This window comes from Candidatus Phycosocius spiralis, assembly GCF_030158815.1.
In the GTDB taxonomy this organism is placed as follows: domain Bacteria; phylum Pseudomonadota; class Alphaproteobacteria; order Caulobacterales; family Aquidulcibacteraceae; genus Aquidulcibacter; species Aquidulcibacter spiralis.
This window is the reverse complement of record NZ_BPFZ01000018.1, coordinates 1-25,075: the sequence shown is the minus strand read 5'-3', so window position 1 is coordinate 25,075 and position 25,075 is coordinate 1. Positions and strand designations below refer to the sequence as shown.

General features: G+C 46.6%; 31 protein-coding genes. 27 read left to right on the top strand and 4 right to left on the bottom strand.

The features are described 5' to 3' along the window. Positions 1-57: 57 nt before the first annotated feature. Entirely contained in the window at positions 58-1,887 is a 1,830-nt protein-coding gene (locus tag PsB1_RS11255; protein ID WP_284361626.1) for a TonB-dependent receptor, read from the bottom strand. 341 nt (positions 1,888-2,228) lie between these two features. On the opposite strand from PsB1_RS11255, the gene PsB1_RS11250 reads away from it, so the two are divergent. From PsB1_RS11250 to PsB1_RS11140, 23 genes are all read left to right on the top strand, one after another. Then, a complete protein-coding gene (locus PsB1_RS11250; RefSeq protein WP_284361624.1) occupies positions 2,229-2,927 on the top strand; it encodes a flagellar hook-basal body protein in 699 nt (232 codons plus the stop codon). Further along, positions 2,924-3,670, top strand: coding sequence for a flagellar hook-basal body protein (locus PsB1_RS11245; protein WP_284361623.1), 747 nt, complete (start codon positions 2,924-2,926; stop codon positions 3,668-3,670). The genes PsB1_RS11250 and PsB1_RS11245 overlap by 4 nt, the downstream gene beginning before the upstream one ends. Further along, positions 3,670-4,092: a hypothetical protein gene (locus PsB1_RS11240; RefSeq protein ID WP_284361622.1), complete on the top strand. Its 423-nt coding sequence runs from the start codon at positions 3,670-3,672 to the stop codon at positions 4,090-4,092. The genes PsB1_RS11245 and PsB1_RS11240 overlap by 1 nt, the downstream gene beginning before the upstream one ends. Continuing rightward, a complete protein-coding gene (locus tag PsB1_RS11235; protein WP_284361621.1) occupies positions 4,089-4,682 on the top strand; it encodes a flagellar basal body L-ring protein FlgH in 594 nt (197 codons plus the stop codon). The genes PsB1_RS11240 and PsB1_RS11235 overlap by 4 nt, the downstream gene beginning before the upstream one ends. Then, entirely contained in the window at positions 4,679-5,809 is a 1,131-nt protein-coding gene (gene flgI, locus PsB1_RS11230) for a flagellar basal body P-ring protein FlgI (RefSeq protein ID WP_284361618.1), read from the top strand. Before PsB1_RS11235 ends, flgI begins: the two co-directional genes overlap by 4 nt. After that, entirely contained in the window at positions 5,806-6,168 is a 363-nt protein-coding gene (locus PsB1_RS11225; RefSeq protein WP_284361616.1) for a flagellar basal body rod protein FlgB, read from the top strand. The genes flgI and PsB1_RS11225 overlap by 4 nt, the downstream gene beginning before the upstream one ends. Then, entirely contained in the window at positions 6,168-6,575 is a 408-nt protein-coding gene (flgC, locus tag PsB1_RS11220; protein WP_284361613.1) for a flagellar basal body rod protein FlgC, read from the top strand. The genes PsB1_RS11225 and flgC overlap by 1 nt, the downstream gene beginning before the upstream one ends. Continuing rightward, a complete protein-coding gene (gene fliE, locus PsB1_RS11215) occupies positions 6,572-6,901 on the top strand; it encodes a flagellar hook-basal body complex protein FliE (protein WP_284361611.1) in 330 nt (109 codons plus the stop codon). The genes flgC and fliE overlap by 4 nt, the downstream gene beginning before the upstream one ends. 12 nt (positions 6,902-6,913) lie before the next feature. Next, positions 6,914-8,158: a flagellar basal-body MS-ring/collar protein FliF gene (fliF, locus tag PsB1_RS11210; RefSeq protein WP_284361608.1), complete on the top strand. Its 1,245-nt coding sequence runs from the start codon at positions 6,914-6,916 to the stop codon at positions 8,156-8,158. Beyond that, positions 8,148-8,405, top strand: coding sequence for a hypothetical protein (locus tag PsB1_RS11205; protein ID WP_284361605.1), 258 nt, complete (start codon positions 8,148-8,150; stop codon positions 8,403-8,405). Before fliF ends, PsB1_RS11205 begins: the two co-directional genes overlap by 11 nt. A 142-nt stretch (positions 8,406-8,547) precedes the next feature. After that, on the top strand, positions 8,548-9,252 hold the full coding sequence (locus PsB1_RS11200) for a hypothetical protein (protein ID WP_284361602.1): 705 nt from the start codon (positions 8,548-8,550) through the stop codon (positions 9,250-9,252). Position 9,253: 1 nt separating this feature from the next. After that, entirely contained in the window at positions 9,254-10,585 is a 1,332-nt protein-coding gene (locus PsB1_RS11195; protein ID WP_284361599.1) for a FliI/YscN family ATPase, read from the top strand. Between the two features lie 454 nt (positions 10,586-11,039). Beyond that, a complete protein-coding gene (locus PsB1_RS11190; RefSeq protein WP_284361596.1) occupies positions 11,040-11,870 on the top strand; it encodes a hypothetical protein in 831 nt (276 codons plus the stop codon). After that, positions 11,854-12,303, top strand: a complete 450-nt coding sequence (locus PsB1_RS11185) for a flagellar hook assembly protein FlgD (protein WP_284361592.1) — start codon at positions 11,854-11,856, stop codon at positions 12,301-12,303. Before PsB1_RS11190 ends, PsB1_RS11185 begins: the two co-directional genes overlap by 17 nt. A gap of 1 nt (position 12,304) precedes the next feature. Next, complete coding sequence (locus PsB1_RS11180) at positions 12,305-13,489, top strand: flagellar hook-basal body complex protein (RefSeq protein ID WP_284361589.1); 1,185 nt, start codon at positions 12,305-12,307, stop codon at positions 13,487-13,489. Further along, entirely contained in the window at positions 13,489-14,226 is a 738-nt protein-coding gene (locus tag PsB1_RS11175; RefSeq protein WP_284361587.1) for a hypothetical protein, read from the top strand. The genes PsB1_RS11180 and PsB1_RS11175 overlap by 1 nt, the downstream gene beginning before the upstream one ends. Positions 14,227-14,243: 17 nt before the next feature. After that, positions 14,244-14,516, top strand: coding sequence for a FliM/FliN family flagellar motor switch protein (locus PsB1_RS11170; protein WP_284361584.1), 273 nt, complete (start codon positions 14,244-14,246; stop codon positions 14,514-14,516). Then, on the top strand, positions 14,513-14,980 hold the full coding sequence (locus PsB1_RS11165) for a hypothetical protein (protein ID WP_284361582.1): 468 nt from the start codon (positions 14,513-14,515) through the stop codon (positions 14,978-14,980). The genes PsB1_RS11170 and PsB1_RS11165 overlap by 4 nt, the downstream gene beginning before the upstream one ends. Next, the gene (gene fliP / locus PsB1_RS11160; protein ID WP_284361574.1) at positions 14,977-15,693 is read left to right on the top strand and encodes a flagellar type III secretion system pore protein FliP; all 717 of its coding nucleotides are present in this window, start codon (positions 14,977-14,979) and stop codon (positions 15,691-15,693) included. Before PsB1_RS11165 ends, fliP begins: the two co-directional genes overlap by 4 nt. A gap of 29 nt (positions 15,694-15,722) precedes the next feature. Next, positions 15,723-16,445: a sigma-70 family RNA polymerase sigma factor gene (locus PsB1_RS11155; protein ID WP_284361572.1), complete on the top strand. Its 723-nt coding sequence runs from the start codon at positions 15,723-15,725 to the stop codon at positions 16,443-16,445. A 1-nt stretch (position 16,446) separates the two neighbouring features. Continuing rightward, positions 16,447-17,025: a tetratricopeptide repeat protein gene (locus PsB1_RS11150; RefSeq protein ID WP_284361569.1), complete on the top strand. Its 579-nt coding sequence runs from the start codon at positions 16,447-16,449 to the stop codon at positions 17,023-17,025. Positions 17,026-17,080: 55 nt separating this feature from the next. Further along, entirely contained in the window at positions 17,081-17,443 is a 363-nt protein-coding gene (locus tag PsB1_RS11145) for a hypothetical protein (protein WP_284361567.1), read from the top strand. Between the two features lie 438 nt (positions 17,444-17,881). Beyond that, on the top strand, positions 17,882-18,232 hold the full coding sequence (locus PsB1_RS11140; RefSeq protein WP_284361565.1) for a helix-turn-helix domain-containing protein: 351 nt from the start codon (positions 17,882-17,884) through the stop codon (positions 18,230-18,232). Here the strand turns inward: PsB1_RS11140 and PsB1_RS11135 are convergent. Together PsB1_RS11135 and PsB1_RS11130 are read right to left on the bottom strand one after the other, a co-directional pair. Next, a complete protein-coding gene (locus tag PsB1_RS11135; RefSeq protein ID WP_284361563.1) occupies positions 18,229-18,645 on the bottom strand; it encodes a SufE family protein in 417 nt (138 codons plus the stop codon). The two genes, PsB1_RS11140 and PsB1_RS11135, sit on opposite strands and share 4 nt — an antisense overlap. Positions 18,646-18,652: 7 nt before the next feature. Continuing rightward, positions 18,653-19,702, bottom strand: coding sequence for a hypothetical protein (locus PsB1_RS11130; RefSeq protein WP_284361561.1), 1,050 nt, complete (start codon positions 19,700-19,702; stop codon positions 18,653-18,655). A 213-nt stretch (positions 19,703-19,915) separates the two neighbouring features. Between PsB1_RS11130 and PsB1_RS11125 the strand changes: the two genes are divergently transcribed. Next, positions 19,916-21,271, top strand: a complete 1,356-nt coding sequence (locus PsB1_RS11125) for a sensor histidine kinase (RefSeq protein ID WP_284361559.1) — start codon at positions 19,916-19,918, stop codon at positions 21,269-21,271. On the opposite strand, the gene PsB1_RS11120 is transcribed toward PsB1_RS11125, so the two are convergent. Next, positions 21,268-22,107 (bottom strand): hypothetical protein, encoded by an 840-nt coding sequence (locus PsB1_RS11120; protein ID WP_284361556.1) that lies wholly within the window; start codon positions 22,105-22,107, stop codon positions 21,268-21,270. The two genes, PsB1_RS11125 and PsB1_RS11120, sit on opposite strands and share 4 nt — an antisense overlap. Positions 22,108-22,164: 57 nt before the next feature. On the opposite strand from PsB1_RS11120, the gene PsB1_RS11115 reads away from it, so the two are divergent. From PsB1_RS11115 to PsB1_RS11105, 3 genes are all read left to right on the top strand, one after another. Then, on the top strand, positions 22,165-22,503 hold the full coding sequence (locus tag PsB1_RS11115) for a DUF1491 family protein (RefSeq protein ID WP_284361554.1): 339 nt from the start codon (positions 22,165-22,167) through the stop codon (positions 22,501-22,503). Between the two features lie 49 nt (positions 22,504-22,552). Further along, entirely contained in the window at positions 22,553-22,939 is a 387-nt protein-coding gene (locus tag PsB1_RS11110) for a hypothetical protein (RefSeq protein ID WP_284361552.1), read from the top strand. Positions 22,940-23,235: 296 nt separating this feature from the next. Beyond that, on the top strand, positions 23,236-24,840 hold the full coding sequence (locus PsB1_RS11105; protein ID WP_284361550.1) for a peptide chain release factor 3: 1,605 nt from the start codon (positions 23,236-23,238) through the stop codon (positions 24,838-24,840). Positions 24,841-25,075: the final 235 nt, after the last annotated feature.

The window sequence follows — 25,075 nt, the reverse complement described above, 5'->3', positions numbered from 1 at the left end:
ATTTGGTGTCCGAGAACTTCTGGGTGGCTTGCGCGATTATGCGCCACCTCCGCGTGATCAAGAAGCTTTGGAGAAGGGGGTTGTAAGCCGTGTGTTGGCACACCGCGATGAAGTCTCGGGCTTTGTAAATGAAAATCCTTCAGCATTGTTGTTGACAAAATCTTCACTTCGTAGGCCGAGATTTAATGTTAACTTATCGTCAATTTTCCATTCGTCTTGGATGTAAACTGCTTTGTTAGCTGAAGTAAACGTCCCACCGCTATCAAACTTGCGAACCCGGACAAAATTTGTATCTGGGGGAACCTTACCGGATAGCGACCCGGTTTTCCCGGAGCGATAATAGCGGTAATAAACACCGCCAGAATAGTTTGTCTTAGCGATAGCTTCTAAAGATTCTTCATCATATCCGACGCGCACATGATGGCTTCCTGCAAAGTCGAATAGGAAGTCTGCATCCACTCTAAACAGCTCACGCGAGTCATCCCCCTTTTCAACAGTTAGATTTGGATTCCCGCGTTGAATAACACCACCCGTTTGGTTGGTCGGATCGACCTTTCCATCAGCGGTTAATCGGGCTAGGACTGCGGCTTCTTTGTCTAATGGACCTGCTGTGCTACGCGCAAATTTATTGTCGCCCCAAAGCATCGAAACTGAAAACCAATCATTGATTTTACCATTATACTTAGCGACGCGTGTAACCCCACCAAGTTCCCTTACTGTGTTAGTTTCATCTGTTTCAACTGAGCTATCATTGATATAGGTGAACTCCAACCGATGGCCTTCAATCAGGTTTATGTCGATCTTGGCACCGTAAAATGGATCATCAGAGACGGCTTGGGATACTTTTTCTGCGCCGCGCGTAGGGTCAGTCGGGCTGGATAAGGCAGCAGAAGTATCTGTATTCTTTAAGTTTCGCGCATTATAGAAGCCATAGAAAAACGCGTGGTCTTTCCAAATGGGCCCGGACAACCACACATTGCCTTCTTCACGGACTCTTTTGTCCTTCTGATTTAGCTGGGTGTAAGTGTTCTTGGCTTTACTCCGCAAATTTTGCGGTTCAACATAATAGTTTAGACCACCAAGGAATTGATTTCCACCAGACTTTGTAACTGCCACAACTGCGCCACCTGTGGCGCGACCAAATTCGGCCTGGTAGGAACCCGTCTTAACATAGACTTGGTCATAAAACTCAAAAGGTATGGTAGAGCCACCTTCGAAGGTTCGAAAATTGGTGACGTTCATACCGTTGATATAATAGACATTCTCTGCAACTGAAGCGCCTCCAAGCGAGATTAGGCTTGAAAATGCGCTATCGCCAAATGCGGTGTCACCTGGTACCGCGCCAGGTGCCAACAATTGTAAGGCAGCTATGTTGCGGCCGATTGGCAGTTTGTCGAAAGAGTCTTTTACATTGATGTTGATGCCAGTAGTTGTTGCTGAAAAATCGAGGGATCTGCGTCGGACGCCATAAACCACCACAGTTTCGGCCGCTTTTCCCGTTGCCTTCATAACAAAATCGACCGCTTCGCTGCGTCCAACCGACACAATAACCTCGGATGCTGAAACTTCATCAAAATCTTGCTTAACAGCACGTATCTTGTAGCTGCCAAGAGGTTTGGAACCAAAGCGATAATTGCCTTCAGCGTCTGTAGTTGTGGTGTCTGACGCACCGCGGCTTGTTGATGTCAACTCGATGGTTGCACCTTTAATCGGCCTGCCTGCGCCATCAGTTACTCGACCGAGGATTGAACCAGTGGTCAGATCCTGAGCAGCAACCGGCGCACTTACAAATACTGCCAAAACAGCCGCACCGCCGACGAGCAAAGAAGCGCTTGACAAAAATGTCGACAAAAGCGCAACGGTTTTCTTATGTGACTTTAACCTCATTTATTTCCCCCGAAACTTGGCACCTGAAATACCAATTTCACTGTTCACGAAATCGTTATAATTGCATAATGTTCATTTATCGGTGGGTCAATTGGCAGCGCCACTTTTGAGCCTAAAATGATAGTTTAGTTCGGTTAAGCCTGACTGAAATAAACTGTATCTATGCGTCAGTGAGTTTGAGGCGCATTTAGGATCGGCTCCATCTTTCGGGAAATAACCTCCGTCCATGACCTAAGTTTAAGCAATTTACATGATGATTTAATGAAGAATAACTGAATGCAACGATTGCTGATTGATAAGTTGTGTGCCTATATTACCAAAGGTTACTGGGGATTGGATTGATGGAAGCATTGCTTAAACTTGGGGCGTTGGTTCTATCTGGTACGGAAAGACGCTTGGAAGGTATATCCCGCAATATGGCGAACATATCCACGCCAGGCTATCGGCGGGAAGTTGCTTTTGAAGAGGCCATTCTACTTCAGTCAGATGCGATACCCCAGTCTAGTCAGATTGATCAGTCACAGGCTGCGCTTCGAAAAACAGAGAATCCTCTAGATTTAGCGATAGATGGGCGTGGATTTTTCATTTTATCGGATGGGAAGAATACTTATCTTTCTCGTGGGGGGCAATTTTCGCTTGATGCATCGGGGGTGATGGTGAATGGGATGGGCTATCGGCTTTTGAATGATGCAGGATCGCCCCTCCACTTAAATTCCAGTCAGCCTGAGATATTGAGCGATGGCACGGTTTTAGACAATGGGGTGTCGATTGGGCGGCTTGGGCTTGTTTTGGCCGACCATAGCACGTTTACAGCTTATGGTGGAGGCTCTGCTTTCCAAGTTCAACCATCAGATTATCAACCGTTTGAAGACGGTGTTGTTAGGCAAGGTATGCTTGAAGGTTCAAACGTCGAATCGGCTCAAGAAATGATTGAATTGATGACAGTTTTGCGGCGGGCAGAAACCGGTTCAAAATTAGTCCAAATGTACGACAACCTAGTAGGTCAAGCGATCACTGTGCTGGGGAGGGCTGGGAAATGATTGGAAGTTATGAGGTTGCTGCAACAGGTTTAGCAGCACAGCAGCGCGCCTTGCAAATCATTTCCAACAATATTTCCAATATTAACACGCCTGGTTATAAAAAATCTTCTATCAATTATGCAGATATGGTTGCGGCGTTGGATGGCCAAACGATGGGTTTGGGGGGTGTGAATGCCTTGCCCAATCTCTTGATCAATGGTCAAGGTGAAATACAAAATACAGGCAATAAAATGGACATTGCCATCGATGGAACTGGTTTTATAGAATTATTAGGTCGTGATGGTCAGTTTATGTTTTGGCGTGGTGGCACGCTACAAATCAACCACGAGGGTTATTTAGCGGGCCCCCATGGCACGGCGCTGCGCGCCATGATTCAGGTGCCAAGTGATGCTAAGGACTTGGCCATAGACGAGACTGGCGTGGTAACGGCCGTGCTTGGTGGGGGAAGTGATCGCACCGAACTAGGTCGTATTGAATTGGCAATCTTGCAGTCGGCAAACGATATTGAGCGTCTTGATGGTGGTTTATATCGATTTACTGGGATTAATGCACCAGAAATGCGCTCACCGGGGGAAGACGGGGTAGGTCGACTTATTCAAGGATCCATTGAGCTATCGACCGTAGATTTGAACGATGAAATGGTGCGTATGTTAATTGTCCAGCGCGCCTATGCTGCCAATGCACAAGTCATTCAAGCTGGCGATCAATTGATGTCGATCTCCAACAATTTACGGCGCACGTGATGTTACACTTAGTCATGTTAGCAATGATGGCAGGTGTCGTCGTAGACCATAATGGCTGTGTTGCTGCAAAGCGACGCATAGAAGTTTTTGAAGCAATTTGGAAAGAAGATTTAGTCGTATCTCCTTGTCCGCGGGACAAGGTATCGGCTGTATTATGGGAGCGGAATCGCCATGTTTTGATGGCACGCCAAGCCATTGCAAAAGGCACCTTATTAGGAAGAATTTCTAGTCGCCCTAAACCTATCGCTGTTGAAGGTGATAGGTTAAATATGATTGTTCGTTTCGGTCCGATTGCGATTGAACGACCAGTTACAGTCCTCACAGCTTCAAGGCATGGATCGCCTATCTTAGTGCGATCGATTGACGGCAAGGTTTTCTCGGCCAATTTTGAAGATTTAACCGATAAGAGGGCCGTTCCATGATTGTAATCAGGTCGGTAGGGTTCATTGTTATCGCGTGTTTAGTTTGGATGGGTCCAGTCCAAGACGCATATGGCAAGGATCTGTTTCGTGGCCAAGGTTTTGCTTCAATGGCATCAGACCGAATTGCTGCACAGGTTGGGGATGGTCTGGTTATAGTCGTTTTGCAGAATGCTGAAGCTCGTAATTCGGCTGCAAACACATCAGATTCAAGATACGGCTTGGAAGGATCGGTTAAATCGGGATCGGTTGATGAAGGGATAGATCTCTCATTTAATCAAGATCGTGCCAAAAAGGGGGAAGTGCGTCGGAGTCAGAGCATTGTTACACAACTCGCTGTAACTGTCGTTTCCGTTCTGGAAAATGGTGACCTGATCGTGGCGGGGTCACAACAAGTCCGCGTTAATGGGCAACAAACAGCAATTAGAGTCTCTGGCCGCGTTCGCCCTGCTGATATCCAAAGCGATAATCGGGTGATGTCTACCCAAGTTGCTGATGCATCAATAGATTTTGATGCTGCAATTGAAATGAGAAGAAATTCAAAGCGATCTTGGATGGCGCGGGCTAGGTCTTGGTTTAGGGGTGGGGTATGAAGACTTCAACCGTAAGCCAGATTTGGGCAGTCGCAATGTGTTTGGGTCTGATGCTGTTGCCTCATTCCCTAGGCGCTAGAGAAGTTACGCTCAAATCAATTGGGAGATTTGATGGATGGCGTGAAAATCCACTTATTGGTTATGGCATTGTTGTTGGACTTGCTGGGACTGGGGATAGTCCACGTAGTGCGGTTACACGTCAGGCCTTAAGGAATGTATTTGGTAGGCTTGGCACATCTGTCAGCGAGCGTGAAATCAACGCACGTAATGTTGCCGTTGTATTGGTGGTTGGGACATTACCTGCCTCTGCTAATGTTGGTGACAAGATCCCTGTAACGGTCTCTTCAGCGGGGGATGCGCGCAGTCTAGCTGGCGGGCTGCTGTTAATGACGACCTTGCGCGGACCCGATAGTGTTCAATATGCCTTAGCGCAGGGACCTTTATTGGTTGGCGGCTACAGTTTTGAAGCCGACGCCAATTTACAACAAAGAAATTTTCCAACAACCGCTCGTATTGAAAATGGGGCAACCATTGAAAAATCTACCCAAGCCAGCATGGTACGTGAAGATGGATCAATAGGTTTCTTGTTAAGTGATCCAAATTTTGTAACGGCACAAAGAATTGCTGAACGCATTAATAGTCAGCTTGGCAACAAAATCGCGACAGCGCGATCTGCGGATGAGGTTGCCATCTTGTTTTCACGCAGCAATCAAGAGGTCGCGAACCTTATCTCACGAATTCAAAACTTAACTGTTGAACCCGATTGGTTACCTCGTGTTGTGGTGAATGAAAGGACTGGGACGGTTGTAGCGGGAACAGAAGTCAAAATCTCAAGTACGGTCATTGCACAAGGCGACATACGCGTGACGGTGCGGACTGAAAATCAAGCCTCACAGCCCAGTTTGCTTGTTAGGCCATCCAATACTATTCAAAGTTTGGTTGTTAGCAATTCTCAATTGGAAGTTTCTCAAGGAAGTAACGATGTGGTCGCATCTTTCCCGAACACAAGTGTGGCTGATTTAGTTGCGGGTTTAACAGCAGCAAAAGTTGATGCGCGACGACTTATATCCATTTTACAAGCTCTGCGCGCTGCAGGTGCGCTTAATGCCGAGATTGTCGTACAATGACCTATCAAGGTTTAGATCCATTAACACATGTCTTGTTAGTCAAGGCACTTGATGGATTGCTCCTGCGTCAAGAATATATCGCGCAAAACATCGCGAACGCTTCCACACCAGACTATAAGCCAGTACGCGTGACTTTTGAACAAGCGCTTAAAGAGGCTAAAAATGATGGGATTAGCGAGATTTCCCAACTCAAGCCACAAGTCTATGAAGACTTAAACGCACGAGGACAGGGCGTTCGACTGGATATGGAATTAGCCTCAGCTACCCAAGCAGCCCTTCGTTTTAGTGGATTAATCGAGGTCCTTGGTCGGCATTTTGCTCTTCAGCGGATTTTAGTATCGGCGAGTGGGAGATCCTAATGGATGTGATGAAGATAAGTGCAAGTGCATTGGATGTTGAGGGCCAGCGTTTACAAATCATAGCCTTGAATCTGGCCAATATGAATAGCACACGTGTAACAGGTGGGGGAAGTTTCCAGCCGTTAAGACTTTACAGTGGTCCGAATGTTCCGTTCGGGGCCCATCTCAATGGAGAAGCGCAAGGTGTTAAGGTTGTCTCGGTGGAGCCAATGGAGAATGGGGTTCGTTTGGCTTATGAACCCAATCATCCAGATGCTAACGATCGCGGATATGTTGCCTATCCCAATATAGACCATGCCGGCGAAATGACATTAATGATCCGCACTTCGCGTGTTTATGAAGCCAATCTAGCTGTCCTTGGGATTGCGCACCAAATGTATAATCGTGCCTTGGAGATGGCTCGATGAGCATGCTTGAATCGATAGCTTCAATCGGTGGTTCTAATCAGCACCTAAATATGATGATACCTGCTTTAGCTCCAGGGGCTATCGCGAAGGCCGCAGCATATACGCCGACTTCTTTTGTTGATCTCATGAGACTGGGGTTTCAAGATGTCGAGAACAAACTAGATCGTGCCAATGATCTCATTCAGGAATTTGCCGTCGATGAGCGTGTCCCGATCCATCAAGTTATCATTGCCATGGAGGAAGCACGCATTGCTGTTGAACTGGCAATGCAAGTTCGCACAAGATTAGTCGACGGATATCGTGATTTGATGAACATGCAATTGTAGGCAGGTATAATTGTGATAACTGAAACAAGCCGTCAACCGGCTAGATCAATTCAGCTTTGGCAAGTCGGGTTGCTTTTTGCAACGCTAGTTATTGGCTTGGTAGCCATTTATTTCTTTTTCCTGAAGGTTAACTATGCTCCCTTACAGACTGGATTGCGCACAGCTGAGTCTGCGTTGATTGTGTCTGAACTTGATCGCCAAGGCTTTGATTATCGACTGGCGGCTGGTGGTAGTGAAATTCAAGTTAGAAGCGACCAAGTTGACAAAATACGAGTAGCTATTGCTGGAGCCGGTATTCAGGCGGGCGGTTTAGATGGTTTTGAATTGTTCAATCAATCAGAAATGGGGCTGACGGATTTTGCCCAGAAAATAAAATATCTGCGGGCTTTGCAAGGTGAGTTATCCAGAACTATCATGATGATAGAAGGTGTTGAGGATGCGCGCGTTCACATTGCTATGCCAGAGCGTACGCTATTTCGAAATGATCGATCACTCACCAAAGCTGCAGTTTCGTTGATCTTGAGTAAGGATCACCCGCCCACACCGGAAATGGTGATTGGCATTCAAAGGCTTGTTGCTGCTTCTATTCCAGATTTACAAACCAGTAATGTGATTATCCTTGATCATTCTGGGATCACACTTAGTCAAACAAAACCAGAAGAGGTGCCTTCCCTTCAAGAGCTTGATCCTAGCCCCTTAGCTATTGCAACTCGGGCAATCGTGGCGCAGTCAATTCCAGGTATGAGATTTTCGGTATTTGTAACCAGTAAATCGCCACCAGCACGCGCCGATAGGAATGCTGAACCCTTTAAGGATACGATCGCCACATTAGAAATTAGCACCCAAGATCCATTAAATGCCCAACAGAGGGATAGCATTATAGAAACCCTGGTCAGCGAAAAATTGTTGGTTCCTGAAGATAGAAATCTTGTTTCATTTACAGTTTTAGATCCCATTCTTACCTATGACGCAGTCGAATCGGGTGGTGTGCCACCCGCCAGTCGCGCCCCTTCACCACCTGTGAAGCAAGACGATCAAGTTGGATTGCTAAAAGAATTGAACTTATTTGGCCCATCCGTTTACTGGTGGGCAGGAGGCTTGCTCATCCTATTGATTGCAGCCTTGGTAGGTTTGATCACTTGGCGTAAGTTAGGCGGCGATCAAGGATTAAGTCGTGAAGAACGTCAGTTACGCGCGGACGAGCTTCGCAAGATTTTAACTGCTTATCGCAAGTCGGTGCTCACGCATGGACAATGATGTAGGTATTCACAACGCCCTTGAAGAGCATTCAAGGTTGAAAAAAAGAGATCAAAAAGCGATTGAAGCACTGCTCAAGGGTCAAGAGCGACTGATGGTAAAAGAATTGATGCGAAGACATCTTGGTTCACGTAGCTTTTTTAATATGCGCGTTTCAAAACCAGAACCTGATGTATTACAGCATTGCAGGTTTCTGTTCGACTTTCAAAATATGTGGCAACTTTGTTGGACGAAGTTGGAAATGTGATTTCCCCTAAATTAACACAACATTCGAGGCAAGTGCTTCAAGAATATGTGAAGCAAGTACAGGTTAAATCAGACCATAGCCCCCAAAATCCAATCGAAAAATGGATAAATCAGGCACTGGCTTGGTGGAAAGGTCATTGAGCATGACCAAGAGCATTCTAACTGTTTCAGAGCAATCAGAAGCCATCGTAAAGCCTCTAACAATCCCTAAATCTCAAACCATGATGCATCACTCAGTAGCATCAGTTACTCTCGAAAGCGATCCTGTCTTAATCCAAGCTCAGCTAGCCCAGCAAGCGCTTGAACAACAATTGTCGCAAGTCCGCAAAGAACTTATTGAGCTTCAAGATGGGTTTGAAGCAGCAGTGTCTTTAGCCAAGCAAACTGCATTTGAGGAAGCCAAACTTGCCCATATTCGGGATGATGAAAAAAGATATCATTTATTCATAGAATTGATCCAATCATGCCAAGAATCTTGGACCAAAACATTATCAGAATTCGAACACTTCACCTTGTTGATTGCGAAAGCTGCGGTTGAACCCATCTTTGCAGACTCTGAGTTGCTCCATGAACGAATATCTCAAGCTATAAGTCGTCAGATTAGGGCGTTGAAGCAAGATGCAGTGATCTCGGTCATGGTCAAGTCCGAACTAGGGGTTGATCTTGAGATTGTTCGTGATGAATTGGAAAGGCAGGGTTTCAAGAACATTCACCTTGAACTTGGGCCATCACAAATGCCCCATGAGCTTCAGATCAATTTGAGGATGGGGCATATAGAAATCGGTATTGGTCAGTACTGGAAAGCTGTTGAAGCCAGATTACACTCTCTCATACAAGGTTATCCATAACATGAGAGCATTAGGCATTGATAAGATTTTTAATGACTTAACTCCAGCTCTGCGAGTAGGAAAAGTTGTAAAAATTGGTAGTGGGTATGTTGTAGCCAAAGGTCCGATGGCAACAACTGGTGATATATGTGAAGTGGAAGCAAGGGGCTTAGGGGCTGACCAGAACCAGCGTGTATTGGCTCAAATTGCTAGTGTTCAAGATGATCAGGTTACACTTGTACCCCTACAAACCATTTGGATGATAGAACCTGATGCAAAAGTTGTGCTTTTGCCGTTTCGGACAGAAGCTCCTGTCGGGGATGATTTTTCCGGCCGCGCAATTGATGCATTAGGCAGGGCGATAGATCAATCTCTTGAAATTTCTGTGCATACAAGAATGCCATTGTATGGCTCAGTTTTAGCTCCAATGGAGCGTATCGACCCGGTTGTCCGTTTGGCAACTGGTATAAAAGCCATCGACGCCCTTTTGCCCATTGGCAAAGGTCAAAGGTTAGGTGTGTTTGCAGCAAGTGGGGTAGGAAAGACCACTTTACTGCGCCAATTCCTCAGCAACATTAAAGTTGATCGTACAGTTATCTGCCTCGTTGGGGAAAGAGGTAGGGAAGTGGAAGCCATTTGGAGTGGATTAAAAAATGGCAGTGAGCTTGAGCAATACACATGTGTAGCGGCCACTTCAGACCAAAGCGCCGCCATGAGAGTCAAGGCTGTTCAACAAGCTTTGTGTTTGTGTGAATTCTGGCGCGACAAAGGCCAGGATGTTTTGTTGGTTGTGGACTCGATGACACGCTATGCCATGGCCTTGAGGGAAATTGGACTTGCCTCTGGAGAACCCCCAACCCTTCGCTCTTATACGGCCAATGTGTTTACTGAGTTACCAAGAGCGGTTGAACGATGTGGTGCCAGTAGAGCAGGTGGCTCTATTTCTGCGATCTTCACGGTGCTCAGTGAAACAGATGATGTTGATGATCCAATTGTGGAAGTTATGAAGTCATTGCTGGATGGTCATATCATTTTATCTCGGCAACTCGCCGAACAAGGTCATTTTCCCGCTATAGATGTTGTTAGAAGCGTAAGTCGACACGCTGAACTATTGGTGACACCTGAACAAGATCAATGGATACGCACCACCATTGGCCATTTGGCGCGTCATGAAGAAGCTAAAATTATGATTGAAAGTGGGGTTTACAAAGCTGGTATAAACCATGAACTGGACAAGACTATTCAACTTTATCCGCGTTTGATGGCTTTTCTACAGCAAACTTCCGGTGAAACTATCCATATGAAGAATGCTTATGAACAATTGGCAGCAATTCTTAAGGAGGGTGCTACATGAGACGCCTAGCCCGGATTAGTCAAACTTGTAATCGCATTAGGAAAATTCAATCTCTAAGAGAGCAATCAGCACAAGTTCACGCACAATTTGTTGAAACGATCCTAAATTCAACTTTAGAAAACCATAGTGACGCGGTTCAAGACTTGACGAATAGTTTGACGGATTGGGTCGATGCCTTATCAGCATCATCGAATCCAAGTTTGTGGGAGGCTTATGGAGATTCCGTTCGCCATAATGAGGACTATGTCGAAAGTTCAAGGGCAGCTTGCGCGCGTGAGGAGAATAATTGGTTAAAGGCATGTCAGGATCTGTATCGTGCCAAATCTCAAACATTGGTTTTGCAGAAATTCAATGATTGTCTGCGCGGGAAGCTTGCGCGACAATTAGAGGATGACAGAATGGAAATTTGGCGTGATCAGTCCAGATTTTTCTTACATCAGCCCGGAACCAGAAGATGTTGAATTTTCAGACACTTTATGAACATGCAGGATTGCTATCACAGCGCCCAAATGCCAGACAAGCTGCTATAAAATCACCCGTCAGTAGTTCTGATGTTGTTCGGAATTTCTTGGATTTCATCCAAGATATGGATCAGGGGTCTAATCCCAGAGCACCAAAAGATAGCAGACCTAATGAGGTGTCTTTAAAGAAGCTTAATAAGCTTCACAACAATGAGGTCTCAGGCAAAACTGATGAAGCCTTTACTCACTTCGATACTTCTCCTTTTGCCAACAATTGGCAGGTCGAGGACATGTCAGCGAACTCAGAAATACACGCAAAGGGGCCACTGAAACAATTGATGATTGACAGGTTTTCTGATTTGCAAAGATTAAGTTTACATTCTGATTTTGGCGCTTCAATTTTGGATGGACCCCACGCCCAAGACCAAGATGGCTTTAGTTTAAGTGAAAAATCTTACAGAAGGCCTAGACGACAAAAGGAAAGTACTGGCGGGGATCTTGGTATGGATCCTCATTTTTTGACCACCCCAACCGACCCCGAAGGAGTAAATGGCTCATCGGCTATAAGGCCAAACATTGTAAAACATGAACCCAAGCCTGGGTCTGGAATGGATGTATTGCTACAATATGGGGAGGAGGGACTAAGAATTTTTGCTTGGGCCTCTCAGTTAAATCGAATTCAAAAAGAGAAGCTTAAGCTCACACTATTGGAGATTGTTTCCCAATATGGGTTTCGCTTGTCTGACCTAGCTGTTCAAGGCCCCCTTGATCACCCGATGACTGACACAGATGGAAAGGTCAGAACTCATGCTTCAAGCAATTGATTCTATCGATAAAATTGGCGCAAACCAAAATGCAGCAACTTCAACCGCGCAAACTGCTTCGCGTGCTTTTGGTTTGGGATTTGAAGACCTTCTGAAAATTATCCTCACCCAATTAACCTATCAGGATCCACTTAAACCAGTTGAAAACTACGAATTTGTTTCTCAACTTGCCCAGTTTACCCAAATTCAACAAACCGAAATCATGAGTGATCGGTTACAAGGTATATTGCGATCTGAATCAACAAGCCAAGCAACAAGTCTTTTAGGTAAATTTGTCGATATTCCATCCGGTACGGGTGTTCTGACCGCCAAAGTCTTGTCTGTTACCTTTGTAAACAACGAGCCACGCTTAACTGTCCAAACTTCTAATCCAACAGCTACAATTGGTAATATTGCCGTTACAACTGTTTCTCGCATTACTCAGGAGCCTTGAAATGTTTAATTCAATTTTTGTGGGCCTCAGTGGCATGAATGCCTTTTCATCTGGTCTAAGACAGATTAGCAACAATATAACAAATCTTAACTCAACGGGTTTCAAGAGTAGTAATGTTCAATTCGGGGACTTAGTACGAACTGGATACGATCCTAATTCCGTGCAGGGCCAAGGCGTCCAACTTGGTAAAAGCAGAACAAATTTTTCCCAAGGAGAATTGCGTCAGACGAGTCGTGGCCTTGACTTGGCAATTGATGGGCAAGGGTTTTTCATTTTACTGCGCAATGGTGAGCATTTTCTAACACGAACTGGAAGCTTTGAAGTCGATGCAAACGGCGATATTGTTTTAGCTGGCACCGATTATAAACTGGCTTCATTGGGTCCCAGTGGTATCCCACAAGTCATATCCATCACTCAAAACATCTACAGCCCACCTGTAGAGACAACTTCTGTGAAATTTACTGGCAATTTGTCGAGTTCAGCAGGAGCTGGAACCCACACAATTCCCCTGTCTGTTTTTGATAAGACAGGCGCATCAATAAATTGGCGCGTTATCTTTACGCGCGATGAGACCTCGATTGGCACTGCGCCACCAAAAGTAGATTGGATTGTTGAAGTTAGAAATGCTTCCAATGTTGCGCTACCAACCCAGCGCCTAAAGTTTGTGAATGGAGCAGTTGTTGAAGCTTCAAAACGCATGACATTTGCTGATGCGGAGTCGGGTTTGGCAATAGAATTTGATTTTAGCCAAGGTGTCAGTCCTTTTGCCAATGGCAATCGTTCAGACTTGGCCGTCGCTGCCAATGGTCGCAATGGACGCGATCGTGGTGATTTGACCGATGTTACAGTGAATGCTGAAGGCAAAGTTGAACTTGTTTATTCAAATCAAGACAAAATTCAAATTGGAGATGTTGCCGTTGCTAAACCTGCTGAGCCGCAAGCACTTGGTGAAGTGGGTCGCGGGATTTTTCGTTTGGAGGATTTGTCGGATGCAACCATTGCCAGCAGCTTCACCAAGGGTGTGGGGAAGGTTGTCGCCAACCGGATTGAGGCATCTAACGTTGATTTGTCGAAAGAATTTGGTGATTTGATTTTGATTCAACGCGGCTATCAAGCTTCTTCACAAATTGTGAGCGCATCCAATGAAATGATCCAGCAGCTCTTCGGGATACGTGGGCAGGGATAATGAAGGAAGTTCGTGCCTGGTTACCACAAACGGCACTCAGAGATGGTAAGATCCTCAAAGTACTTAAATCTGTCGTTTCTGAATGGGCCTTGGACTGGTTAAATCTATCGTCTATCATTCTATTAGAAGTTGGCAGGAAGGACACCAATCCTGAATTGGATGGGCATTTTGGACAGGCCTTCATTACCGATCCAGAAGGATTGGTACAAATCGGCGGGCTCATGATCGGACTTGACAGTGAGGCATTGCGCGACATTGCCCAAGCAGACGCCAAATTCCTTCGTGACATTGGTTTAAAGGCTGTTACAAACTTTAACGACCGCCTGCGTCAATTAACTAAATCGCCTGATGAAACTTTCGCAGATCAAGCAGGCATAGCCAATTTCAGGCAATATTCCATGTTATACAATAACAAGGAGTTAGGATTGATTTCATTAAGTTCGTCTCAAGCGATACATATTAGAAAATCTCTGATTCCTAACACCGAGCGGACAAGTTCGGATCTATGTTCGATTGATTCCCTAATCCATGATGCTACCGTCAAGGTAGGTGCATTTTTAGGCGCTGTTGATGTTGGTTTAGCCGAACTGCACAATCTTGAGTGCGGTCAAGTAGTCGTGATGCAACAAAAAGTAGACGCACTTTTACCTTTGCTAATCAACGCAAAGGTGAGCACCCAAATTGGCTGTACCTTTGTGGTGACAGGTGATGGGGCATCTCTCACAATTTCCAGTTAATAGGTTAGGTTTAGATTATGACAATTGACTTAAAAAGGAGCGAACAAGTTACCGATGTCCGTACTGCTGTTCTTGAAACACTCAATGTCCGCGTCGAGGCTTTTGTCGGTCACGCCGAAATGACAGTGTCCGAAATTATCAATGCCAAGCCTGGAACAATCATATCACTTGATACTCCTCTCAATGAAATTGTTGAGCTCCGCGTCAAAGGGCAAACGGTTGCTAAGGGTGAGTTAGTGGCTGTTGGAGATTGTTTTGGGGTGCGTGTGACGGAGATCCTGTCAGCATGATCTGGTTGCTTTCTCTTGTGGTGAACAATTGGATAAAGTCCATTGCCTTAGTGATGGCGGCTACAGCCATCCCGCATTCCTCCACCACAACAAGCTTGTTTACTGGGCATGAAGCGGGCATCAATTGGGTACGCGTCAGTGCAAGCGTGGTAATCGGAATATTGGCAAGTTTAGGTGCAATCTATTTCGTTGCCGTCAAAAGTCGGATCCGAGGTCTTGGTGTTACCAGTTTGAACTTACCCCCCATTTGGAAGGTTAATGGCGAAGAGTCTGTTACAATAGTTGCATATAAAAAGATTTCCCCATCGCTTGAAATTGTGAAGCTCAGAGATATGAACACTGAGTATTTGTTAGCGGTTGGTATAGGCGGGACCATCATCTTAAATCAGACAGCTTATGGTGACCAAACCAGTGGAGAGAAGTCGCAGCGCGAAAAAAGCCGTTTAGAAACAGTTGAACAATGAAGTGGCAACCGACTTGTATGATCGTTTTTGCCTTGATCTTCATCATGCCTAATGCGGCATGGGCGCAATCACTTGATATAAAAATGGGGGACTCGCAGCTCCTTCGCACTGGGCTGATCGTATCCTTGATGGCTGTGCTACCATCCGTATTTGTTTGTATGACGGCGTTTATTCGAATTGCGATTGTTCTTTCAATGGTTCGCCATGCATTCGCTATGCCAGAAACACCACCCAATACTGTTTTGGTCAGTCTATCGATCATTCTAACGGTTTTTGTGATGGCCCCAACTTTTGCAAGCGTAAATCAGCTAGGTCTGCAACCATTATTGGATGGGCGCTTGTCTGTGGCAGCCGCACTGGAAGCCGGTAGTGAGCCATTGCGAAAATTTATGATCATGCATGTTAAGGATAAAGACTTAGAGTTAATGTATCATATCAGCAAAACAACATTACCAGCTTCGCCTGCAGATGTTGACATTTTGAAACTCACCCCAGCCTTTATCATCAATGAGTTACGGACAGCATTTACGATTGGTTTTGTAATCTTGCTTCCATTTTTGCTGATCGATCTGGTTGTCTCAGCCGTGCTATTGGCACTTGGGATGATGATGGTTCCCCCGGCGACAATTTCTTTGCCCATAAAGGTTTTGATGTTTGTGCTGATCGATGGTTGGTCCTTGGTCATTCAAGGGGTCATTGGGGGCTTCAATTGAGGTCAAACGGGGGCATAAAGAAGCAGGGATTGGCGCTTCTCATTCGCCCAGATTTAAAAGAGGCGGCCCTTTGGCGACGTTGGCTTAATAGTAAAGATTTCAAGGCTCGCGAAGAATTATTTGAACTTTATACCCATTTAGCTCGATCGATCGCTAGAAACGAAAAGCGCCGACGCCCCAATCACGGTGCAGATGGTGACGATCTTCTTCAGTTAGCTTTTGGTGGTCTTTTGGAAGCCATTGATCGTTTTGACCCAGAGCGCGGAATCCCATTTAGCGCCTATGCTCGAATGCGTATGAAAGGATCTATTTCTGATGGTGCAGCAAAGTTCAATGAGCATGCAGCAACTCACCAATTCAATCGACGCAATGAAAGGCTAGCGAGTATAACTTCTAACCAAAATTCACCAGAATCAAAGACTAACCTACAAAAACTATCAGATATAGTAATTTGTTTATCCATTGGATTGATTGCAGATTCTGTTACTAAAGAGGTGAATTCTGTGGTTGAGGAAGATCATTTTACCCATCCCTTTATCGGATCTGGGTGGCGTGACTTGCAAATTAGTGTCATGGAATACATGCTCGAACTTGAAGATCCGGCTAAAACTGTATTACAGCGACATTATCTAGATGAGGTCTCTTTTACACAAATTGCTGACCTCATGGCCGTTTCCAAAGCGCGCGTTTCGCAAATCCACAGACATGGGTTAGAATTGATCCGTAAAAAGCTTGAGGGAAGGAAGCGCTGATATGCGGGAGACCTGTGATGATCAAACAATGGAGGAATTGATCGGTTTATTGCAAGCCAATGACGAGCGTGCGCTTGACAAACTCGATAGTCTTGTCCGGGAATTTTCAACCGATCCAAGGCTGCCTTTTATGAAGGCTTCTTTATTGGTGAGTACAGGAAACCCGATCCAGGCACATTATTGGTTTAATAAGGCCTTAGAGCTTGCCCCAGATTTTGCGATTGCCCGTTTTCAATTTGGTTTATTTCAACTCACCTCAGGTGAGCCAGCCCAAGCCTTAGAAACTTGGGGACGTCTCGATTTGTTACCAGATGGTCATTATTTAAGGGCATTTGTCGATGGGCTACGCTGTCTTATTCGCGATGATTTTAACGGCGCGCGTCGACACTTGACGATCGGTATGGCTGCTAATGATGAGAATGGGCCGCTGAATAATGATATGGCACTTTTAATGCGCCAGTTAGACTCATTGGAACATTCTTCTCAAAACCTGAGTTCCCCAGACGATACATCTGATGAAGAGGTGTCTCAGACGTCCTTGTTGCTGCAGCAATTGGGAATATACGGATTACCAAATTGAACTGTCTAACTTTATCTTTATCCAAAGCATATTCAGACAAGTATCACACTGCGTCATGACCCGTATCTCAAACACCGACCAAATATTTAGGCTCTTGCGGTCTAAACTTGAGCAAGCGGGGGGCCTAAAGGGAAAACCCGCTCAAACTGGCCAGATCAATCAACCCCATCTTCCAGTCTCTAGGTCGGCTGTTCGGTTGAAGCGGACTAAAGCGATCGCCCTTGAAGGTCGGGTTGGAACAGATGAACTTGGCCGTCACTTGATTGCTGGTTTATTGATGGAGGTTTTTGGCGGGAAGGTAGAAAATGAAGCCGCCTTTCAAGACATTGTCGATCAAGTTTGGGTTATTTTAAATGCTGATACGTCTTCTCGAAATCTGGTTCGTGCGGCATTGGCGGAACTGGTTGAAGGTGATTAAACCCAGCATGTAGCATACCCCATGCATCTGCGGCGAAGGATGGCCATTATGTCTATCCCATGGGGATTGGTCATTTGCTGGTGACTTTTGTTTGCGTGATTTTCGTTCAGCACATTTTCTGTGAGCGTTTCCGCGCTATCTGCCCATTGGTGTTCATCAACCAACCTTAATCGTGCTGGGATCTCACGCATGTTCATCAATAATTAAAGTGTAAACGATGCCTAACTCTATCGTTAAGTCTGTTAAACAGATAGACTGGAGGAATAAATGTCGCGTGATTATAGGTAAAACTTTGCTTTGACAATGAATGATTTTTCTATCTGCATTGAATGGGTGTAACCTGTCTGCTTGGACAGGCGGACGTGTGGATAGTTTAGCATCCATCCTCTTCATCGAAGACCATGTCAATCTTGGCGCTTAGACCGAGGTGAGACGCAGATGAAACCAGATGAAAAATACCAATTAGATTTCGCACGAGCTCGATTTGCCTGCAATGCAGCTGGATTTGCATTAGGGGTGAAGGAAGATTTAATGGGCCCAGATCGTGGTGCCGCTCATATCGCATTGGCACGTCAAGTAGCCATGTATTTAACCCATGTTGCCTTTGGCATGAGTTTACACCGCGTCGCAGTGGCATTTGGTCGCGATCGGTCGACAGTTGCTTATGCGTGTCATTTAATTGAGGATCGCCGAGATGATCCGAAATTGGATGATATGCTCGATCAGCTGGAAGCTGCGATGCGAGCAGCACCAGTACCTGCAAATTTCAGGCAAGCCATTGCGGCTTAAAGGTAATCCTTTGCCACTTGCTGGATGCGAAGCGCCATAGCCTTGAGGCCGTTGGAGCGTTGGGGTGTGAGCGCATCGTGTAGACCAAGCTCTGCAAAAGCCACATTCGCGTCAAGGGCAAGGATGTCATGAGCCTGTCGTTGCGAATAAAGGCGCACTAGGATGGCCAATAATCCTTGGACAATGGCGGCATCAGATTGCCCTCGGTAAGTGATTAGGCCAGTCTTTGGCTCATGATCGAATACCAGCCAAACTTGACTGGCACACCCACGTATCTTGGCACTCTCCACCCGTTCGCTTTCCTCCAAGGGGGGGAGTGCCCGACCTAGATCAATCACATAACGATAGCGCTCCTCCCAATCATCTAAATAGGAGAATTCTTCATAAAGCTCTTGTAATCTTGGATCCCGCATGAGCCTATTAGCGCACAGTTTTGGCCATACAAATGGCGATTTCGCCAAGCGGATGTTCGGCCAAACAATAAGAACGTTCATAAGGTTGTTTGGTTGCTGCATTGCACATTTGCATATTCAGGCGCGAGGAATTCACACAACTCACCAATCGCGGATCGCGCATCAATGCTTCTGTATCCTCTTTACGATCAATCGGACCGCCTAATGCAGAAAGGGCTGCAAGGGATACCATGCGGTCTATTGGCGACCAAGCACGTATGGGTTCTGATAAGACAACGCCATCGCGAGCTGCTTGACTGGCAAGACGAACACTATCGCTGATGGCAATTGTTCGGGCCTGTGTCGTTTGTGGTCCTAGTGTGGCCTCTGGTAGGGCTGAAAGGGCGAGGGCGGTTTCAGTAACAGGGGCAGGGGGGGTAAGTTTTCGTAAAGCATTATTGCGCACTTTAGCATCCATGGTGCTAGCCATGGCCCAACGAAGCTTTTGCCAGTCATAGGCAGCCTGCTTAAATCCACTGCTTTGATTTTGGATGCTCTTGGCATCGGCGGTCAAGGCGCGTGCGGCAGTTTGGGCTGCTTGTTCGCCACCCCGCAAGGTCCGAGCAAAAGCGATTTCGGTGCGCAATTTTGTGATTAATGCTTCACGTCCAATCTGGGCATCTAGTTTGCGCACTTCGGTTACAAATTGATCATTCGTGGCTGCCCAAGCCGCGCCATAGGCAACGATGCCAAGGGCTAAGCGGTCCGAATTGAGATGGCGCGCTACCCGCTCGGTTGCGAGTGTCAAGGCAGGGCCAGACTGGATGGTATTGATCGATAATGCCCCAACATCACTGGCATAGGCTGCATAGAGTGCAGCATGCGTCCCCAGTGTGTTGGCACCTGGGGGAATAAAAAAACCGGTTTGAACTGGAAGATTGGGTTTGACCTTTTGCCCTTTAGACGACTTGCCTGACGAGGGTAGAGTCGTTTTTCTTTTTTTGGGGGCTAGCTTTGTTGAGGGTGATTTTTGGAAACCCTTACGATCTGTAGCCCATGCGTCGAGATTGGCTGTCATGGGAGCGCATGCAAGAATGCTGACGAGTGTGAGTATTAGCCATTTTTGTTTCATTCACGTCTCCTCATCCGATATCTTATCCACTATATGTGATATTTGCGATTGAGTGTCTGAACAAATAACAACCAAAGTGCACGTTCAGCTGATTAACTTCACCAAACAGGCGAACTGAGGCGACTTTAGAAGTGAAACTGATTACACCTTATATGATCTATGAAGAACCATTCTAGCCTGGCCCTGTCTCTTGCCAATCAAACCCAGGTTCCACCTACCAAACGTACGTGGACACCAATACGTTGCGCGACGGTTTTAGCATGCCTCTTGTCTGCGATCTTGGTGGTGTTAGCGAGTTTTGAGCTCTATACCCGATTCTGGTTTGGATCAGGATTGATGTTTGTTGCCATGCTCACAGGGGTGGTCGCCTTATGGACAATCAACCAAGCTCAGCAATCAATGATCATCCCCATCCTATGGGCGGTGGCGGCATTGGGGCTTTGGTGTGCAGATGCCAGTGCTGTTGGGGCTAGTTATTCGGCGATGATCTGGCCGCTATTAGGTGCTGCTGCTGCTGGAGTTTCTTTGGGCAATGGCTTGGCAGCCAGTCTTTGTGTTGGCGTGATGATTGCACTCTTATCACCAGCGCTACCGCCACCCGATGCGCGTTCCTCCGATGGTTTAGCCGAATTCAGCACAATTGTTGTGTCTCTCGCGATTACAGGGGCGATGACTTTGGCCACATGTCTGCGTGTGGGTGGGACTATCGAGCGGGTCCGCGCCACTGCCCAGGCCATGACCCAAGAAGCAGAGCGTCGTCGCGACCTAGCCCAAGCCGAAGCACATTTCATTCAGCGTGAAAGCCAAAATCGTGCACGCTTTATGGCTGAGATGAGCCACGAGATCCGTACCCCACTCAATGCAATCCTTGGGTTTGCTGATACGATGCGCGAGGGTGTGTTTGGCCCATTACCTAAAGGCTACGAAGACTATCCAAGTCTAATCCATACGAGTGGCAGCCATCTATTGGATCTGGTCAGTGACCTGTTGGATATGTCCAAGATCGAAGCAGGTCGCTATCAGGTTCAATTGGAATCCATTCGGCTTGATCAATTCCTATTTGAAGCCATTGCATTATCAAGTGGCACCGCCCAAGTCGCCGGGGTACAAATTCGCCATGAAGTCGGTCCGGCTATTGAAGTCATGGCCGATAACCGTGCTATGCGCCAAATCGCATTTAATTTGATATCGAATGCGATCAAATTCACCCCAAAAGGTGGGCTAGTATCATTGCGTATCCGCTTGGACGCACCAAATGGCCAAGCGGTCATCGAGGTTAAGGACGATGGTGCAGGCATGACCGCAGCCGATCTTGCCCGCGTGGGCGAGCCTTGGTCCCAAGGCGATCATGAAGAACGTGCTAATAGCCGCGTAATTCGCGGTTCTGGTCTAGGCTTGGCCGTGGTTAAGCGATTGATTGAACTCCAACGTGGACAATTTTGGCTGGAAAGTACCTTAGGTCAAGGCACAGTCGCCTATGTCAGTCTGCCATTATCGACTAAAGCTTTGCGTTAGAACTCTGCTGCAAACGTATAGGCTGCAACAAAATCGCCGACCTCCACTAAAGAACGTGTGACTTGGCCGGAACGACTGGTTAACTCAATTTCAAACGTATCACGTGGGTCGGCATAAAGAAGTGCACGTGTTGTTGCATCTGAGAACAAAAACAAAGTCCCCGCGCGCGGATTTTGTTCCAACCGGCTACGGCTGGCGGCAGCTTGCCTTTGAGCGGCAACATACACTTTTGTCCCACTGCGCGGTGGGGGCGTCAGGGGTCGGTTGAGGGATGGGGGACCCACCTTGTTGGCGTCACGCAAAAAAAGCCTAGCACCTGCGGCTTGAACATCAGGGGTTTCAACGGCAAAACTTAACCCGCTGCTACTCGTCACTAAACCTGCACGCGTCAACCCGCCAATGTCCTGATAAGCGCGCCAAATGTCTTTGCCGCTGCGATCAACCTGCCAGCTGCGCTGCATTCCAGAATATACAGCCGTTAATTGTGAGCGCCAACCCTTATGGGCTGCGATGACGCGCTTGGCTTCTGCAAGAATTGTGGGATCATTACAGGCTTTGCCCGCCATGGCTTGTTGAGCTTGTCCTTCGATTTGATCCAACTTTTGGGTGCTGCTGCCAGCTCTTAAAGCAGCCCCTCGTGCTTGGGCTGCAAAACCGTTCAAAGCGCGACGAGGGCCTTCTTGCAATAATCCACATCTCAGATCAATGGCGCGCATCGCAGCTCGCTGGGCATAGCTACGTTCCAATCCAGTGACTTGCCCATAAGCTAGACTGGAAAACAGCAACAGGCCTGAAAAGAGCAGAGCTAGGCCTAAATGGATCAAGGGGAACTTCATCTTACATTTCTCATTAAATGGCCTTTGCATGCCAGAACCCAAGGCGCATACTAAGTTATGACCAGTGAAGTTCGCACCGATTTTTGGGTACACGCTCTCTTACGCACCGTACAGACCCATGGTGGGATGGCTTATGTTGTTCGACGCGGCGATGATAACGCAGGGGCTGTCTTGATTAAAATTACAAAATTGGACGGTACAGCGCGTTTACTTGTTCCAGCTCGCAATAGTGAAGGTGAACGCATCTATCTTGACTTGACTGGCAAAAACGTAGGACCTGACGAAAAATCGATCGATGACTATCTGACCACGCGCAGTAAGCAAGATCAAGATGTTTGGATTGTTGAAATTGAAGATCGGTTAGATCGTAACTTTATTGTTGAACATGTGGATTGAATTTTAACACTCTTGACCTAGATGAATGAAGCTGACTTGTGGGTTTACTATGCTTTTTTTGTTCAATGATCGAATTATCACCCTCAGCGGCGGTGCAAATTCATCCATCGCAAGTGGAATGCCCGCACGTTTTGTCGCTCGATCTAAGTTAAATAATGCAATTCTTGCAGTTCAAACTGCAATTATGGAGCGGCCAAATTTAGCAGGGGAAGCCCCAGAAAAAGCAGCTGCTCTAGCGTGGCTTTTGGCCAGTCGTAGCTCAATCAATGCAGTATTATTCATCCCACCAGCTCACTGCAGGCGACCACAAGATGTAGGATATCGCCTCGCCACTGTCGATTTGGCCACCTTGGCTGGTTTGAAAATAAGACAAGATTCAGGTCAGTTAACGCCAAAAGTGATCAATAACGCCGTTTGGCAATCCATTGCTGCCTAGAGTTTATGTTTGTTGAGCATGCGTCGGGATGGAAATGAGTTTCAAGCCTGGACAGTCACTTACAAACATGTTTGTTTCCATCTATCCTTCGTTTCTTAGAGTAGATCTGTTGTCCAAAATCGGGTTGATTGCCTTTTTTCAATATAACGTCCTTCCATTTGTTATGCCATACCAGCCCTATGATAGGTGCCATCAAGCCCTTTAACGTTCAGCGCTTCTCTTCTAGACTGGCTTTGAGGTGATGCATGAGGTTTGATCACCAACAAAGCACCACCAATTGAGTCAGGTCCCACTCTATGTCAGCCGAACTTGCGCGCGAAGTAAAGCGCCGACGAACATTTGCAATTATCTCCCATCCGGATGCAGGTAAAACCACTTTAACCGAGAATTTGCTCCTGATGGGTGGGGCTATCCGTTCTGCCGGTGCAGTGCGCGCGCGAGGAGAGCAGCGGCGTACTCGGTCTGACTGGATGAAAATTGAACGTGAGCGTGGGATTTCAGTATCTGCTTCGGTCATGACGTTTGAATTTGATGGCTGTATTATCAATTTACTGGATACGCCCGGACATGAAGATTTTTCCGAAGACACTTATCGGACACTGACCGCGGCAGATTCTGCTGTGATGGTTTTGGATGCGGCCAAAGGGATAGAGCCTCAAACCCTCAAATTGTTTGAAGTCTGTCGGCTACGTGACATACCCATTTTAACCTTCATCAATAAGATGGACCGCGAAGCACAAGATCCATTGGAGTTACTTGACGAGGTTGCTTCAAAATTGGCTTTGGATCCTGCCCCTATTTATTGGCCCCAAGGTGCAGGTCCTCGCTTTCGCGGGATGATAGATTTACGTAACGACATGTTTACATTGTTTCGTCGTCCCCAGATCGGTGATACAAGGCCCGTGGACCATGATACCATTCCCCTATCCTCCCATTCTATTGACCAAGTGCTTAGCCGAGCAGAAATAGAAGAATTGTGGAGTTCTGCTGAATTGGTGCGTGGAGGCTATCCAGCTTTTAGCCTGTCTTCTTATCTTGAAGGTCATATGACGCCAGTTTTTTTTGGTTCAGCACTCCGTCAATTTGGTGTCCGAGAACTTCTGGGTGGCTTGCGCGATTATGCGCCACCTCCGCGTGATCAAGAAGCTTTGGAGAAGGGGGTTGTAAGCCGTGTGTTGGCACACCGCGATGAAGTCTCGGGCTTTGTATTTAAAATTCAAGCCAATATGGATCCAGCCCACCGTGACCGGATTGCGATGGTGCGTCTGGCTTCAGGTAAATTTCACCGTGGGATGCGCCTCAAAACAGGCTCTGGTAAGCAGATCAGCGTCCACGCGCCACTGATGTTTGTGGGTCAAGACCGTGAAATCACTGATGAGGCTTGGGCAGGGGATGTGATCGGCGTTCCCAACCACGGCGTTTTGCGTGTTGGGGATAGTTTGTCAGAAAGCGGTACAATTAAATTTTCTGGTATCCCAAATTTTGCACCCGACATATTGCGGCGTGCATCAGTTAAAGACCCACTTAAAGCCAAGCACCTCAAAAAGGCGTTGGAATCACTGGCCGAAGAAGGCGTTACTCAATTGTTTCGGCCCTATTATGGCTCTGACCTAATCGTAGGTGCTGTTGGTCCTTTGCAGTTTGACGTCTTGGTCGAGCGTTTAGCAGCTGAGTATGGCTTAGCTGTGGTGTTTGAGGCTTGTGCCTTTAACGGCGTGCGTTGGATTTTTGCCGATACACCATCAGATCTTGTAAGCTTTGCCGATCGAAACCAGGTCAGCATGGGCTTGGACCTAGATGGCGCGGAAGTCTTTTTGGCTAAAAACGTTTGGGAAATCGGCTATGTCGCAGAGAAGTTTCCCAAAATTCGTTTCTCCAATGTTCGTGAACGCATGATTTAATTGGCGATGATGTCAATGGCCTAGATTCTATTTTTTAAACTAACCATTGTATCTATGAGTTTCAACAGCAAATCTAAATCTTCGTCCGGTTTTCTGTGCGTGCGTGTGTCTTAGCTGATATGGGAAAAGTCATTATAAATCTGATATTTTGCAAGGATCGATCATGGGTGGTGTTCAAAGTATCATAGGCGCAACAAGCGCTTGACAAAATAAAATTCTTAGAATTATTGGTTAC

What these genes read in the sequence shown, in the direction of transcription:
- PsB1_RS11255 (WP_284361626.1), bottom strand. Translation starts at nt 1,887, where the DNA reads ATGAGGTTAAAGTCACATAAGAAAACCGTTGCGCTTTTGTCGACATTT.
- PsB1_RS11250 (WP_284361624.1), top strand. Translation starts at nt 2,229, where the DNA reads ATGGAAGCATTGCTTAAACTTGGGGCGTTGGTTCTATCTGGTACGGAA.
- PsB1_RS11245 (WP_284361623.1), top strand. Translation starts at nt 2,924, where the DNA reads ATGATTGGAAGTTATGAGGTTGCTGCAACAGGTTTAGCAGCACAGCAG.
- PsB1_RS11240 (WP_284361622.1), top strand. Translation starts at nt 3,670, where the DNA reads ATGTTACACTTAGTCATGTTAGCAATGATGGCAGGTGTCGTCGTAGAC.
- PsB1_RS11235 (WP_284361621.1), top strand. Translation starts at nt 4,089, where the DNA reads ATGATTGTAATCAGGTCGGTAGGGTTCATTGTTATCGCGTGTTTAGTT.
- flgI (WP_284361618.1), top strand. Translation starts at nt 4,679, where the DNA reads ATGAAGACTTCAACCGTAAGCCAGATTTGGGCAGTCGCAATGTGTTTG.
- PsB1_RS11225 (WP_284361616.1), top strand. Translation starts at nt 5,806, where the DNA reads ATGACCTATCAAGGTTTAGATCCATTAACACATGTCTTGTTAGTCAAG.
- flgC (WP_284361613.1), top strand. Translation starts at nt 6,168, where the DNA reads ATGGATGTGATGAAGATAAGTGCAAGTGCATTGGATGTTGAGGGCCAG.
- fliE (WP_284361611.1), top strand. Translation starts at nt 6,572, where the DNA reads ATGAGCATGCTTGAATCGATAGCTTCAATCGGTGGTTCTAATCAGCAC.
- PsB1_RS11205 (WP_284361605.1), top strand. Translation starts at nt 8,148, where the DNA reads ATGGACAATGATGTAGGTATTCACAACGCCCTTGAAGAGCATTCAAGG.
- PsB1_RS11200 (WP_284361602.1), top strand. Translation starts at nt 8,548, where the DNA reads ATGACCAAGAGCATTCTAACTGTTTCAGAGCAATCAGAAGCCATCGTA.
- PsB1_RS11195 (WP_284361599.1), top strand. Translation starts at nt 9,254, where the DNA reads ATGAGAGCATTAGGCATTGATAAGATTTTTAATGACTTAACTCCAGCT.
- PsB1_RS11190 (WP_284361596.1), top strand. Translation starts at nt 11,040, where the DNA reads ATGTTGAATTTTCAGACACTTTATGAACATGCAGGATTGCTATCACAG.
- PsB1_RS11185 (WP_284361592.1), top strand. Translation starts at nt 11,854, where the DNA reads ATGCTTCAAGCAATTGATTCTATCGATAAAATTGGCGCAAACCAAAAT.
- PsB1_RS11180 (WP_284361589.1), top strand. Translation starts at nt 12,305, where the DNA reads ATGTTTAATTCAATTTTTGTGGGCCTCAGTGGCATGAATGCCTTTTCA.
- PsB1_RS11175 (WP_284361587.1), top strand. Translation starts at nt 13,489, where the DNA reads ATGAAGGAAGTTCGTGCCTGGTTACCACAAACGGCACTCAGAGATGGT.
- PsB1_RS11170 (WP_284361584.1), top strand. Translation starts at nt 14,244, where the DNA reads ATGACAATTGACTTAAAAAGGAGCGAACAAGTTACCGATGTCCGTACT.
- PsB1_RS11165 (WP_284361582.1), top strand. Translation starts at nt 14,513, where the DNA reads ATGATCTGGTTGCTTTCTCTTGTGGTGAACAATTGGATAAAGTCCATT.
- fliP (WP_284361574.1), top strand. Translation starts at nt 14,977, where the DNA reads ATGAAGTGGCAACCGACTTGTATGATCGTTTTTGCCTTGATCTTCATC.
- PsB1_RS11150 (WP_284361569.1), top strand. Translation starts at nt 16,447, where the DNA reads ATGCGGGAGACCTGTGATGATCAAACAATGGAGGAATTGATCGGTTTA.
- PsB1_RS11145 (WP_284361567.1), top strand. Translation starts at nt 17,081, where the DNA reads ATGACCCGTATCTCAAACACCGACCAAATATTTAGGCTCTTGCGGTCT.
- PsB1_RS11140 (WP_284361565.1), top strand. Translation starts at nt 17,882, where the DNA reads ATGAAACCAGATGAAAAATACCAATTAGATTTCGCACGAGCTCGATTT.
- PsB1_RS11135 (WP_284361563.1), bottom strand. Translation starts at nt 18,645, where the DNA reads ATGCGGGATCCAAGATTACAAGAGCTTTATGAAGAATTCTCCTATTTA.
- PsB1_RS11130 (WP_284361561.1), bottom strand. Translation starts at nt 19,702, where the DNA reads ATGACAGCCAATCTCGACGCATGGGCTACAGATCGTAAGGGTTTCCAA.
- PsB1_RS11125 (WP_284361559.1), top strand. Translation starts at nt 19,916, where the DNA reads ATGAAGAACCATTCTAGCCTGGCCCTGTCTCTTGCCAATCAAACCCAG.
- PsB1_RS11120 (WP_284361556.1), bottom strand. Translation starts at nt 22,107, where the DNA reads ATGAAGTTCCCCTTGATCCATTTAGGCCTAGCTCTGCTCTTTTCAGGC.
- PsB1_RS11115 (WP_284361554.1), top strand. Translation starts at nt 22,165, where the DNA reads ATGACCAGTGAAGTTCGCACCGATTTTTGGGTACACGCTCTCTTACGC.
- PsB1_RS11110 (WP_284361552.1), top strand. Translation starts at nt 22,553, where the DNA reads ATGCTTTTTTTGTTCAATGATCGAATTATCACCCTCAGCGGCGGTGCA.
- PsB1_RS11105 (WP_284361550.1), top strand. Translation starts at nt 23,236, where the DNA reads ATGTCAGCCGAACTTGCGCGCGAAGTAAAGCGCCGACGAACATTTGCA.